We start from the raw sequence: 12,456 nt of genomic DNA on the forward strand, positions 1-12,456 counted from the left end.
TAAACTACATAAAACAATCATACCCCTCATAATGTCAAAGCTATAATTGTTTTTGAGGTTGACTAAATTCATCTGGTAAAAAATTATATTCGAGATTAAACCAATTGATGTTTACCTTGGTCCAACCGCAAACCTACCCTTAATTTATAATGAAAATTCTAAAACCATATCTACTAACGGGTTTATTCTTCTGCCTGTTGTTCGGTGCCTGCGAAACGGTTGCCTACTTGCGCAAAAGGTTCCCTCGCCATCATGATGTTAGTGTATATTATGCTGCACGCGATGTAAAGCGGGAATACAAAGTAACGGGCCATTTTAGCAATGTACTACACGGAAATGAAGAGAACTCAAAAACCCAAATAATCGACGAAGCGAAAACTGTTGGTGCTGATGCCGTAATATTTACCAGCTTTGCAAATATTGCCGGTAAGGATCGCAGTGATACCATAACAGCAGATGCCATCAAATATACCGATGCACCAAAAACTGAAGAAGCAAAAAAGTAATAGAATTTGTAAAAGAGGTTAAATCAACCTATTAAACGGAAACAGGCAGCCAGGTTGAGATAAAATCGCTTTTACTATCTAGCTGGTTAGCCGGTTTGGCGGCATTAAAATAGCGATTGCTTTTGGTATCGTTACCTACCCCTGCAACAAAGGCCCAGTTACCCCAGTTACTGGCAGGCGAATAGTCTATCAGTTTTTCTTCAAAATATAAAGCCCCTCTCGTCCAGTCAACTTGCAGATCTTTCGTAAGATAAGTAGCCACTGCCTGCCTGCTATAATTGCTGATATAGCCCGTTGCATTTAACTCGTGCATAGCGGCATCTATAAAAGGCACACCTGTTGCACCGGCTCTCCATTGTTCAAAAAGCTCATCCTGGTTGGTAGCTGCTTCCGGTGCGGTGCTGCTAAAACCTTCGGCCCGAAAATATTTCTGCCCGTGTTTCTTAAACATAAAACGGAAATAATCACGCCATAACAATTCAAGCATCAACGCATCGGCATTTTGCATGGCCTGGCGGTTTTTCACCACCTCCCAATATACCTGCCTTGGCGAAATGCAACCCAATGCCAACCAGGGCGATAGGCCGGATGAGCATGGCCCCGTAGTACGTGCACTCTTGTGAACCGTGGTTTGCTGCCCGGTAAGATACTTTTCCAACTGCACCAATGCAGCGTTTTCGCCACCCGTGAAATGGTTGGTGCAACGCGGATCGTCTACCGGATCCGGCACGCCCAGATCTGTAAGGGCAGGCATGGCTCCGGCATCACTAATTTGGGGCGTTAAGATATGATCAGGCGAAACAACACACTGCCGCACGCTGCTATCGCGTTCTACTTTCTTTTTAAAAGCCACGAAGCTATCCGGGATATCTTTTATAGGGAAAGGCAGATCTTCTTTATGGTACATGGTATGGCCAATGAAGTGCTTTAGATTCAGCTTCATTTTCCACAAGGCAGCTTCCACCCGCTCGGAGGCATCCGTTTCTTCTGGTGCTACTTCCCGGTGGTGATAAACCTCGCTGATCTGGTATTCTTCGGCCAGTTGCGTTAACACTTCGGCAGGATCTCCCATGCGAACAATGAGATCAGCCCCAAAACTTTTTAAATTTTTACGGAGATCTGCCACTGATTCAAGCAGAAATCTGGCCCGGAAACTCCCGGTTTTTAACACACCGGAATCGCTGGTTTTAAAGTAATACGGATCAAAAACATATACCGGTAAAACTCTATCAGCCTTGCGTACAGCTTCTGATAATATCTCATTATCATGAATTCGCAAGTCATTTCTAAACCAAACCAGTATTGTTTTTTCACTCATAGGAACACCTAATCCAAACTTATTTAGATTAATTACAAAAATGCTAATTATTTATTTGAGCGGCACCGGTCGCTGCAATATTTGACATCGTCCCAACATTTTGCCCATTTTTTGCGCCAGCTGAAAGGTCGTTTGCAAGTCTCACAAATTTTCGATGGCAGGTTTTCTTTATTACCCTTGTGCATAGTTTCTTTAACTATTAAAGCCCTGATATGTTCGAAAATAAGAAATCTTAACTAACTACAATCAGTATTCAAAGGTACGGCTAAAGCGGGATAATTTAAATTTTAACTTGTGAGCAGCTTTTAGAGAACGAACAGACAATGGTTGTGGCTATAATTAATGCAATTGTCAAATTTTATAGCACATGAACAATGCGCTATGCAGAATGTTATTTGACTAATATATGAGCTTAAAAAACAAAAACATTCTAATAGTAGGCGGTAGTTCTGGAATAGGCCTGTCGCTAATCAAGCATCTTGCCATACAAGAAGCCAACATTTTCAATATATCACGTAATCCGTCAGCCGAATGGCCGGAAGGAATAAATCATATTCAGGCAGATATCCTTGGAGATCTCAGTGCTGTGGTGGACCAATTGCCTGATCAATTGCACGGCTTGGTTTACTCGGCTGGCAGTATCAACCTAAAGCCGTTTCAGCGGTTAACCAACGACGATTTTTTAAACGACTATAAAATAAACGTACTGGGGGCAACAGAGATCATTCGTATGGCCCTAAAAGGACTCAAAAATGCAGGTGGCGCCAGTATAGTGCTATATAGTTCTGTGGCTGCAAAAGCGGGTATGCCTTTTCATGCCAGTATTGCCGCAGCTAAAGGAGCTATTGAAGGTTTAACGGTATCATTAGCAGCGGAACTTTCTACCAGCCAGATCAGGGTAAATGCAATTGCGCCTTCGCTTACGGATACACCGCTTGCACAAAGCCTCCTGAGTACTGAAGAAAAGCGTTCATCATCTGCAAAAAGACACCCACTAGGGAAAATCGGCAAGCCGGATGATATAGCCTTTGCAACTCAATTTTTATTAAGCGAACATAGCGGCTGGATCACCGGGCAAATTATCGGGATTGACGGCGGACTCGGCGCATTAAGGCCTTTGTAACCTGCCGTAAAGGCTTTACACAAGTATGATATTTTCGTCCCTCATTAGTGGTAACTTTAACACATAAAATCAATTCATTATGGCCAGTACCGAAAGCATTCAGACAGCGTATATAGATTTTGTTTTAACAGAAGGGCACCAGCCCAAATCCGTTTACATTTTTTCAAAGAAAAATGAAATGGCCGAAGAGGAGTTCTATCGTTTCTTTGGTTCTTTTTATGCGGTAGAGCAAAGCATCTGGGCAGATCTTACCCGCAAAACGCTTGGCGAAATCCGCACACAGGAAATATGGGCGCAGTATGCAGCACGCGAAAAAGCATTGTCCTTTTTTTATAGCTTTTTTGAGTTGCTCAAAAGCAACCGAAGTTTTGCTGTATATAGCTTAAAAAAGGAACGCGGAATGGGCACTCCAAAAGTATTGCAGCCAACTAAAGAGATATTTGAAAACTTTGCCGAAAGTATTTTGGCAGAGGGTATTGAATCGCAGGAACTGACGGATCGTAAGTTTTTCAGTAAGCGATATAAAGATGCGCTTTGGGTGCAGTTTGGTTTTGTGCTTAATTTCTGGATCAACGATGATTCGGCAGGCTTTGAAAAAACCGATGAAGCTATAGAGAAAGGTGTTAACGTAACATTCGATCTTTTCCAGCGCTCACCAATTGACAACTTGTTTGAATATGGAAAATTCCTGGCTAAAAATGGCGGGATCAAGGAAAAGTTGGGTTTCTAAGAGTTCTCCAAATCAACTGGAAAAGGAGAATAAAATAGATAACAAGATATTGAACGATAACCGTCTGTTAAACAAAAAGAAAGCTGCTTTTGTGGGAGAAAGTTTAAAAGGTGCTAATTTTGCCGCTGTATTTGACATGGATGGTACGCTTGTAGATAACACTCCCTTCCACTATAAAGCCTGGCAGTTGCTGTTTGAAAAACACAATATGCCCGAGTTGAGCAGGGAAACTTACAAAGCAGAGATTAGTGGAGTTCCAATTTTAAATACAATTCAAAAATATTTCCCCAATGCCGGCAAGGCAGAGCAAGATCTTCTTGTTGATCAGAAACAGCAATTGTATCAACAGCAATATTTGCCGTTTTTAAGGCCAATAAATGGCCTGGAAAATTTTCTTCGGGAACTAAGCCAATCAGGTATTAAAGTAGCCCTGGCTACGTCGTCTGAAATGGCGGATGTTGATTTTATCTTCGACAAAATTCCTATCCGACAATATTTTGATACCATTGTTATTGGCAGCATGGTTAACCAACCTAAACCTAGTCCGCAGATATTTTTAAAAGCAGCCGAACAGTTAAATACTCCGCCCGGAAAGTGCGTAGTTTTTGAAGACTCAATGGCGGGGCTTCAAGCCGGCAACAATGCAGGTATGAAAGTTGTTGGAATCACTACCGCCCACCCTGCTTCCGTTATTAATAAAATAGCCGGGCTGGCAATAAATGACTACGCTGACATTGACATTCATCAATTGGCGGCACTATTTAATGATTAGATCATGAGCGATAACGCATCGAACGAACAAAACAGCATACCTACTACTAAAGTTGAACGCAGTGCAAAGTTTGTAAAAACCGGTTTTAAAATTGGTGGCAACTACATAAAACATTACTCCAAGAAACTTTTCAATCCGGAGTTAGATCGTTCGGAATTGAATGAGGATAATGCCGCCGACATATATCAATCCTTAAGCGAATTAAAAGGTAGTGCATTAAAAGTAGCTCAGATGCTAAGCATGGATAAAAATCTGCTGCCACAAGCCTATGTAGACAAATTCACCCAATCTCAGTACAATGCGCCACCGCTTTCGGGCCCGCTGATTGTTCAGACCTTTAATAAGTATTTCGGCAAAAATCCCGACCAGATCTACGATAAATTCAATATCCGCTCAACTAATGCCGCGTCTATCGGGCAAGTACATGAGGCCGAACTGAACGGTAAAAAACTGGCTGTTAAAATCCAGTACCCGGGAGTAGGTGATTCTATTTCATCAGACCTAAAACTCATCAAGCCTTTTGCATTCAGAATGCTCGGCATGAGCGAAAAGGAATTGAATATTTATATGATGGAAGTAGAGGAGCGCCTGCTGGAGGAAACTGATTATGAACTGGAAGTACGCCGCTCCATTGAGTTTTCTGAAGCATGCTCTAATCTGGATAATGTGGTGTTTCCTAAATATTACCCGGAATTATCCACCAAACGCATTATTACTATGGACTGGCTGGAGGGTAAACACCTGCGGGAGTTTTTAGCAACCGATCCGTCGCAGGAATTGCGCGACCAGATTGGCCAGGCCCTGTGGGACTTTTACAACTTTCAGCAGCATGAACTCCGAGCGGTTCACGCCGACCCTCATCCGGGTAATTTCATGATCACACCGGAAGGTAAGCTGGGTGCGATAGATTTCGGCTGTATTAAAGTGATGCCCGAAGACTTTTATTATCCATTTTTCGCGCTTACTTCTACTAACCTATTTGATAGCAAAGATGAAACTATAAAGGCGTTCCGTAAGCTGGAAATGATACTGCCGAATGACACTCCGGCTCAAATAGAGTTTTATTACAAAATATTCAGCCAAATGATCGGTCTGTTTGCGAAGCCTTATATAACAGATCACTTTGATTTTGGGGAGAAATCCTTTTTTGATGAACTCTTTAGTTTTGGTGAAAAAGTAGCTAAAATGCCCGAGTTTAAGCAAGCCCGGGGCGTGAAACACTTTATATATGTAAACAGGACAAACTTCGGCCTGTATAACATTTTGCACGAATTAAAAGCGAAAGTGAAAACCGACACTTTTAAACCACATATTGAAATGGTTTAACTTAGAGTGAACAGGCAGTTAACCACGGTTCTCAACGTAAGCATTGCTACGGAATTGTAGAACTGGTTTGGGGAATTAAAAATACATTACCCCTACTATAAACATACTAAATGTAAGTATCCAGGTGAGGACTTGTTTAAAATACCAAATCTCCATTTCTGCAACCCTACCGGTACCTTCAAATGAGTGTAACTTTCTCCGGCAGTAAATGCCGTAGATTACTAAGCCGATAAAAATGATTACAAATAAGCCTGTAACAATTCTTTGAAAATCATGTGTTAGCATCCTATAATTGGTAATAAGATATAAATACGATTAACTATTTCATTTAGTTTTTTAAATTTCACGAAAACGCATTTTTAATAATGCCATCAAAATGCTTACCAGAATTTAGTACTAAAACTATTAAAGTATTTTAATAATTAGTTAGCTGTTTTACAGATATTTAACTATTGAGACGCATTGTGGAGATTTGATCAATAATAGGAATAACTACAACAAATCGGGGTGCTTTTTGCAAACGATTTTATTTCCCCACATTAGCAAATAACTTATATATTGCCTTATGCTTTTACAAAACACCTTTACCCACCACGTACATTTCTGGCTCAAAAACAAAGAAGATAAAGCCAGGTTAATTGATGGCTTGCACACGCTTACCACAATTAAGCAAATTCGTAATATGCACATCGGCGTACCCGCCCAAACCTTTAGGGACGTGGTAGACCGCTCCTATGATGTGTCGCTACTATTGTTGTTTGACGGGCCTGCAGAGCAGGAGGCTTACCAGGCTCACCCTACACATCAGCTTTTTGCCGATAATTATGCAAAAGTTTTATGCAGCAAGGTAGTTGTGCAGGATAGCGTGAATATTTAGCATACACCTTTTAGGAGTGCCTGAAACACAGAGGGGATAATGTTGTTGATCATTTATGAAAGTATTGCTCGCGGGTGCAAATGGTTACATAGGTACAAGGCTCATCCCTGTATTGTTGGAGAAGGGCTGCAACGTAGTATGCCTTGTTCGCGATAAAAGGCGCTTTCACGAACAAAGCGATTATGCCGACCGAGTTACGCTAATCACCGGCGATCTTCTTAAAGAAGATATCGAGCCTTTCCCCCAGGATATCGATGCGGCGTGTTACCTGGTACATTCTATGGCCCAGGCGGCAGACTTCGCCAATCTGGAGGCTCAATCGGCACACAATTTTGCAACAGAACTAAATAAAACTAACTGCAAGCAGGTTGTTTATCTGAGCGGGATAACGAACGATACCGACCTGTCAAATCATTTATTATCCCGAAAGCATGTAGAAGATGTCTTAAAGGAATGCAAGGCCGCTGTAACCGTGCTGCGGGCGGCTATCATCATTGGTTCGGGCAGTTCTTCGTTCGAGATCATCCGCGATCTCACTGAAAAGCTCCCGGTGATGACCGTACCACGCTGGGTAAATACCAAATGCCAGCCCATTGCCATACGGGATGTATTGGGCTATCTGGATGGGGTATTACTAAATGAAAATGCGTTTAATAAAACATTTGATATCGGCGGGCCGGATATTCTTAGCTTTAAACAGATGATGCTTACGTACGCTAAAGTGCGTAAGTTAAAAAGGCACATCATCACACTGCCGTTTCTATCCCCTAAGATTTCATCTTACTGGCTCTATTTTGTTACATCTACCAGTTACTCGCTTGCACAAAGCCTGGTAGATAGTATGAAGAATGAAACCATCATGAAAAACCACGATATCGATAATGTGGTAAAACGTGAGTGCCTTAGTTATGAGGAGGCATTACAACTGGCCTTTAATAAAATTGAACAAAATTCTATAGTAAGCAGCTGGAAAGATGCCCTAAACAATGGCTATCTCACCGGCAGTTTTATGGATCAGATAAAAGTGCCGCAAAAGGGAACAAAAGAGTATAAGGTAAAGCAGCCTTTTAAAAGGGATAGCGCCGAAGTGCTCAAAAACATAATGGCCATAGGGGGCAGCCGTGGTTGGTATTATTGGGATTGGATCTGGAGCATCCGCGGGTTTTTAGATAAATTATTTGGCGGTGTAGGTTCCAGGAGGGGGCGCACCAGTAATATTTCGATCTCGGCAGGCGATGTAATAGATTTTTGGCGTGTATTGCTTGCCGATAATGCAAACCGTCGCTTATTGCTCTACGCGGAAATGAAGTTGCCTGGCGAAGCCTGGCTGGAATTTAAAATTGTAGAGCGCAACCATACCACCTTTTTAAGCCAGGTGGCTACTTTTAGGCCAAGGGGCCTTTGGGGCAGGTTATATTGGTATTTAATGTGGCCTTTCCATCTTTTCATTTTTAAAGGGATGGCTAAACGGATAGTGGATTTTTCTGAAGATGCGAGTGGCAACCAATAACGCTGGAGCGTGGAAATAAACCAATATTGAATTCTTTAACATGAAAAAAAACATACTCATTACCGGCGGCTCTGGATTACTGGGCAAACAACTAACACAAGCACTACTAAATCGCGGATATTTAGTGAGCCATCTGAGCCGCAGCCGGGGCAAAGATCCTAAGGTAAAAACCTTTCTATGGGATGTAGATAAAGAAGAAATTGACGAGCATTGTATCGATGGTGTAGATGTGATCATTCACCTGGCAGGTGCAGGCATTGCCGATAAGCGCTGGAGTGACGAACGCAAAGCACAGATATTGGATAGTCGCACAAAATCAATAGCGCTCATTTATGCCCTCATGCGCACAAAAGCCAACAGGATAAATACCGTAATTTCTGCATCCGGCGTAGGCTATTACAGCGACCGCGGCGATGAATTGCTAACAGAAAGCAGTCGCCCGGCAGATGATTTCATTGGCTCTTGCTGTGTAGCATGGGAAAAAGCCGTAGATGAGGGAACAGAGTTTGATCTCCGCATTGTTAAGTACCGTACCGGTGTGGTATTATCTTTGGGCGGCGGAGCCTTGCCGCAATTGGCCGCACCCGTAAAATTTGCAGTAGGCTCACCTTTGGGTACCGGCAAACAATGGATCTCTTGGATCCATGAGCAGGACGTAGTTGACATGTACCTGCTGGGTCTCGAGGATGATAAAATATCAGGCGTTTATAACATGGCAGCTCCACACCCTGTCACCAATTCGGAATTAACTAAGGCTGTTGCCAAACAATTACACCGGCCCCTGTGGGCACCAAACGTACCGGCCTTTATTATCAAAATGCTTTTCGGTGAAATGGCATCACTGGTATTAGGCAGCACAAAAGTATCGGCACAGAAAATTACAGCTGCCGGGTTTGAATTTAAATACCCCGATGTAGCATCGGCACTACAAGAAATTTATGGATAACAATACGCCCGTAACCGTATTTTGGTTTCGCCGGGATCTACGATTAGAAGACAACGCTGGGCTATATCATGCGCTAAAAAGCGGCAATCCGGTACTCCCCTTTTTTATTTTTGATAGAGAGATCCTCGATGAACTGGAAGACAAGGACGATGCCCGCGTAAGCTTTATTTACAAAGCGATAGAAGAAGTACAGAAAGCTTGCCACGCTCAGCATAGCGATTTGCTGGTGGTATATGATAAACCAGAACATGCCTGGGCAAAACTCATCAAAGAACACAAGGTGGCAGCGGTATATACTAATCTTGACTACGAACCTTATGCCAAACACCGTGATGAGGCAATTAAAGGATTTTTGGCTGAACATGCTATTGAATTTAAAACCTTTAAAGATCAGGTTATATTTGAGCGGGAAGAAGTAACAAAAGACGATGGCAAGCCCTATACGGTATATACGCCCTATAAAAACAAATGGTACCAAAAGCTAAAACCCTTTTACTTAAAAGCCTACCCTACCGAAAAATATTTTAAAAACCTGCTTAAATTTAAAGCAGATGGCATACCTACTCTGAAGGCGATGGGCTTTGTTAAAAGCGAGATCACCTATCCCGAAAAAGAATACGACAAAGTAATTGCCGAATATGCCAAAAACCGGGACTTCCCAGCCATAACGGGCACCTCCCATGTTGGGGTACACTTACGGTTTGGTACGGTAAGCATTCGGCGTTGCGCGCGGGATGCATATGAGTCGAACGAGAAAACCTGGCTAAATGAGTTGATCTGGCGAGAGTTTTACATGATGGTGCTTTACCATTTCCCACAAACAATGGACCATGCCTTTAAGCCGGACTATGATAACATCAAATGGATAAACGACGAAAGACAGTTTAAAGCCTGGTGCGATGGCGACACCGGTTTCCCGATGGTGGATGCCGGCATGCGCGAACTGAATGCCACCGGCTACATGCATAACCGCGTACGAATGGTTGTAGCTAGTTTTTTAAGTAAGGACCTGCTGATAGACTGGCGCTGGGGTGAGCGTTACTTTGCACGTAAGCTACTGGATTATGAAATGGCCAGCAATGTTGGCGGCTGGCAATGGGCGGCGGGTAGTGGCACCGATGCCGCCCCTTATTTCCGCATTTTTAATCCCGATTCGCAATTGAAAAAATTCGATCCCAAATTTGAATACATAAAAAAATGGGTTCCGGAATATGCCGACTTCAGCAAATATCCAAAACCCATTGTAGACCATGCATTCGCACGGGAACGCTGCCTTAAAGTCTTTAAGGAAGCGTTAAAATAATTATTCGAACGGGACTACTGTGGTTATCTGAAACTCGAACCTAATAGCCGAATTAGCAGGAATTCCCGTTTGTGTAGAGGTGGAATAACCCAAGTGTGATGGCATGATCAATGAAATGGATGTACCAGCAGCAGCATGTTGTTTAAGGCCCTCAGCAACGCCCGGAACTAGTCCGCCTACCCCTGTCGTAGCCGGACTAAATACCGTTGCCGTGGTTTTGTAACCATTATCGAAATCAGTACCATTTAATAACGATCCCACATAAGTAGTTGACACGACAGAAAAATCATTGATCTCCCCTACCGTACCTGTACCTGGTGTAATTACTTTATAATATAAACCCGATGCAGTTTTGGTATAGCCGGATAAGCTGTTAGCCGTCAGATAACTTCTGATTACCTGATCGTCATAGGCCAATTGATTATCCACTACACGCACATAATAATCCAGGCACTGGTTACCGGCAATATTTGTATTGGAATTGGTTACGCTACCAACTATAAAGCCTTTTTTACCATAGGCCAAATGCGATGGAATGAGCAAACGTATACTCCCACCCTTAGCTTTAAGCAGGTTTTTTATACCTAATTGTAAGCCTTTTGGTAAGCCCGCTGTTGCCAGGTGCCCTACAAAGTCGTAAAAGTGATTTTTAATTGTATCGGTGGCGATGTATTTACCATCAAAACTTTTGATAGTGTAAACCAAAGAAACCTGGTCTGAATACTGAATAGGGGCGCCGGTTGGCGCCTGTAATATCTTATAATAGATCCCGGAGGTATCCGCACCGGCGGTGTCAGTTACGGGATTGTCACGGGTGAAACCGGTAAGTGCGTTAGCACCTATATAGCTTTGGATCTGTTGCTCGTCAAATTGATTAATGGTTGGATCTACACCATCTTTTTTGCATGCGGATAAGCCTGCTGCGGCGAGCAATAGTAAAGTAAAAATCTTTTGTTTCATCTAATAATTAGTTCGTTACATCTAAAAGTTGTATATCAAAATCAACCACCGAGTTCTTTGGCAAGCCTATCGCCGGTTGATCGTAAGGGCCGTATGCATAACGCGATGGTATTAACAATCGTACCGTGCCGCCTTTCTTAATTTGTGGTATCCCCAGTTGCCAGCCTTTAATTACCTCACCCAGCGAAAACGACGGGTGAAAGTTGTTACTCTGCGTAAATTCTTTACCGCTGCTCAGGATGCGCCCTGTGTAATCAACCGTAACCCGGGTGGAGTTGGTATACAGGTCATTCCCGTCTCCGGGGTTGATCACTATATAATAAACGCCGGTAGTATCTATTTGGTGCGCTACGTTTGCCAGGCCCTTGCCGGCAATAAAATCCTGTACCTCTTTATCATCGATCACGGCCTGCGCCTTTACCTCTGCTACGGCATCAAACCCTTTTTTACAGGAACTGAGGCCGGCAATAAATAATAAAATGATGAGCAGTAGCTTGTTCATTCGCTTAACAATCCGCAAATTTATTCTTTTATAATTCAAAAACAGCAGCTTAACACTTTTTAACACTTTGAGGGGTGCAATTATTGTGTTGGTTAGGGTTTATAATTAATGGTCAGCTGGTTTATCTTCTTAAGCATTTCGGTTAAATACAGTTTATCTGCCTCACTGATATGGGCATTAAGATAGTTATTAAACTGTTTTACAACATCTTTGGCCATTTGCCTTTTTTCTTTTCCCAGATCAGTTAAAAAGATCTTTACCGAACGTTTATCGCCTTTGTTTGACTGGCGGTAGATGAGCCCGGTTTCTTCCAATTGATTAAGCATGCGCGAAAGACTGGTAGACTTAAGCCCAAGCAAAGCAGCAGCCTGTGATACGGTTGTGCCTTCCTCCTCGATATTGATCAGCAGGTAACCAATGGATTGGGTAATACCAAATTCAGTAACGATCTGGTTATACCGGTTGGCCACGGTTTGCCATACTATCTTTAAAAAATAGTCGATAGTCTCCTGGTGTTTAACACTGCTTCTCATAACGGACAAACATAAGTTTTTAAGTTCATACTTTTTTTCCGTAGCGGATG

14 protein-coding genes are annotated in these 12,456 nt (G+C 42.6%); 9 read left to right on the top strand and 5 right to left on the bottom strand.

The genetic code is table 11. From position 1 onward, the window contains the following. The first annotated feature begins 149 nt into the window (after positions 1–149). Positions 150–506 (top strand): hypothetical protein, encoded by a 357-nt coding sequence (locus A0256_24345; protein AMR34359.1) that lies wholly within the window; start codon positions 150–152, stop codon positions 504–506. A gap of 31 nt (positions 507–537) precedes the next feature. Here A0256_24345 and A0256_24350 read toward each other — a convergent pair whose 3' ends face one another. Beyond that, on the bottom strand, positions 538–1,824 hold the full coding sequence (locus A0256_24350; protein AMR34360.1) for a deoxyribodipyrimidine photolyase: 1,287 nt from the start codon (positions 1,822–1,824) through the stop codon (positions 538–540). Positions 1,825–2,230: 406 nt separating this feature from the next. Here A0256_24350 and A0256_24355 point away from each other — a divergent pair, with 406 nt between their 5' ends. From A0256_24355 to A0256_24370, 4 genes are all read left to right on the top strand, one after another. Next, the gene (locus A0256_24355; protein ID AMR34361.1) at positions 2,231–2,947 is read left to right on the top strand and encodes an oxidoreductase; all 717 of its coding nucleotides are present in this window, start codon (positions 2,231–2,233) and stop codon (positions 2,945–2,947) included. Positions 2,948–3,026: 79 nt separating this feature from the next. Beyond that, positions 3,027–3,677: a hypothetical protein gene (locus tag A0256_24360; protein ID AMR34362.1), complete on the top strand. Its 651-nt coding sequence runs from the start codon at positions 3,027–3,029 to the stop codon at positions 3,675–3,677. Beyond that, entirely contained in the window at positions 3,646–4,449 is an 804-nt protein-coding gene (locus A0256_24365) for a hypothetical protein (GenBank protein ID AMR34363.1), read from the top strand. The genes A0256_24360 and A0256_24365 overlap by 32 nt, the downstream gene beginning before the upstream one ends. 3 nt (positions 4,450–4,452) lie before the next feature. After that, positions 4,453–5,775, top strand: a complete 1,323-nt coding sequence (locus A0256_24370; GenBank protein AMR34364.1) for an ABC transporter — start codon at positions 4,453–4,455, stop codon at positions 5,773–5,775. A 75-nt stretch (positions 5,776–5,850) separates the two neighbouring features. Here the strand turns inward: A0256_24370 and A0256_24375 are convergent, their stop codons facing one another. Continuing rightward, complete coding sequence (locus A0256_24375) at positions 5,851–6,060, bottom strand: hypothetical protein (protein AMR34365.1); 210 nt, start codon at positions 6,058–6,060, stop codon at positions 5,851–5,853. A 280-nt stretch (positions 6,061–6,340) separates the two neighbouring features. Between A0256_24375 and A0256_24380 the strand changes: the two genes are divergently transcribed. Genes A0256_24380 through A0256_24395 form a run of 4 tightly spaced genes read left to right on the top strand, consistent with a single transcriptional unit; the run spans position 6,341 to position 10,411 of the window. Further along, complete coding sequence (locus tag A0256_24380; GenBank protein ID AMR34366.1) at positions 6,341–6,652, top strand: hypothetical protein; 312 nt, start codon at positions 6,341–6,343, stop codon at positions 6,650–6,652. A gap of 55 nt (positions 6,653–6,707) precedes the next feature. Further along, complete coding sequence (locus A0256_24385; protein AMR34367.1) at positions 6,708–8,162, top strand: epimerase; 1,455 nt, start codon at positions 6,708–6,710, stop codon at positions 8,160–8,162. 40 nt (positions 8,163–8,202) lie between these two features. Next, entirely contained in the window at positions 8,203–9,108 is a 906-nt protein-coding gene (locus A0256_24390) for a cell division inhibitor (GenBank protein ID AMR34368.1), read from the top strand. Continuing rightward, on the top strand, positions 9,101–10,411 hold the full coding sequence (locus A0256_24395; GenBank protein AMR34369.1) for a deoxyribodipyrimidine photolyase: 1,311 nt from the start codon (positions 9,101–9,103) through the stop codon (positions 10,409–10,411). The genes A0256_24390 and A0256_24395 overlap by 8 nt, the downstream gene beginning before the upstream one ends. Here A0256_24395 and A0256_24400 read toward each other — a convergent pair whose 3' ends face one another. From A0256_24400 to A0256_24410, 3 genes are all read right to left on the bottom strand, one after another. Then, entirely contained in the window at positions 10,412–11,371 is a 960-nt protein-coding gene (locus A0256_24400) for a hypothetical protein (protein AMR34370.1), read from the bottom strand. It lies immediately after the preceding gene. 7 nt (positions 11,372–11,378) lie between these two features. After that, positions 11,379–11,873 carry a hypothetical protein gene (locus A0256_24405; GenBank protein ID AMR34371.1) on the bottom strand — a complete coding sequence of 165 codons (495 nt, stop codon included), beginning with the start codon at positions 11,871–11,873 and terminating at the stop codon, positions 11,379–11,381. A 92-nt stretch (positions 11,874–11,965) separates the two neighbouring features. After that, positions 11,966–12,406 carry a MarR family transcriptional regulator gene (locus tag A0256_24410; protein AMR34372.1) on the bottom strand — a complete coding sequence of 147 codons (441 nt, stop codon included), beginning with the start codon at positions 12,404–12,406 and terminating at the stop codon, positions 11,966–11,968. Positions 12,407–12,456 lie beyond the last annotated feature (50 nt).

The sequence above is a fragment of the Mucilaginibacter sp. PAMC 26640 genome, from assembly GCA_001596135.1.
GTDB lineage: Bacteria > Bacteroidota > Bacteroidia > Sphingobacteriales > Sphingobacteriaceae > Mucilaginibacter.

Bases quoted from the DNA above. Each gene is read 5' to 3' on its own strand.
- A0256_24345 (AMR34359.1), top strand. From the start codon at position 150: ATGAAAATTCTAAAACCATATCTACTAACGGGTTTATTCTTCTGCCTG.
- A0256_24350 (AMR34360.1), bottom strand. From the start codon at position 1,824: ATGAGTGAAAAAACAATACTGGTTTGGTTTAGAAATGACTTGCGAATT.
- A0256_24355 (AMR34361.1), top strand. From the start codon at position 2,231: ATGAGCTTAAAAAACAAAAACATTCTAATAGTAGGCGGTAGTTCTGGA.
- A0256_24360 (AMR34362.1), top strand. From the start codon at position 3,027: ATGGCCAGTACCGAAAGCATTCAGACAGCGTATATAGATTTTGTTTTA.
- A0256_24365 (AMR34363.1), top strand. From the start codon at position 3,646: ATGGCGGGATCAAGGAAAAGTTGGGTTTCTAAGAGTTCTCCAAATCAA.
- A0256_24370 (AMR34364.1), top strand. From the start codon at position 4,453: ATGAGCGATAACGCATCGAACGAACAAAACAGCATACCTACTACTAAA.
- A0256_24375 (AMR34365.1), bottom strand. From the start codon at position 6,060: ATGCTAACACATGATTTTCAAAGAATTGTTACAGGCTTATTTGTAATC.
- A0256_24380 (AMR34366.1), top strand. From the start codon at position 6,341: ATGCTTTTACAAAACACCTTTACCCACCACGTACATTTCTGGCTCAAA.
- A0256_24385 (AMR34367.1), top strand. From the start codon at position 6,708: ATGAAAGTATTGCTCGCGGGTGCAAATGGTTACATAGGTACAAGGCTC.
- A0256_24390 (AMR34368.1), top strand. From the start codon at position 8,203: ATGAAAAAAAACATACTCATTACCGGCGGCTCTGGATTACTGGGCAAA.
- A0256_24395 (AMR34369.1), top strand. From the start codon at position 9,101: ATGGATAACAATACGCCCGTAACCGTATTTTGGTTTCGCCGGGATCTA.
- A0256_24400 (AMR34370.1), bottom strand. From the start codon at position 11,371: ATGAAACAAAAGATTTTTACTTTACTATTGCTCGCCGCAGCAGGCTTA.
- A0256_24405 (AMR34371.1), bottom strand. From the start codon at position 11,873: ATGAACAAGCTACTGCTCATCATTTTATTATTTATTGCCGGCCTCAGT.
- A0256_24410 (AMR34372.1), bottom strand. From the start codon at position 12,406: ATGAGAAGCAGTGTTAAACACCAGGAGACTATCGACTATTTTTTAAAG.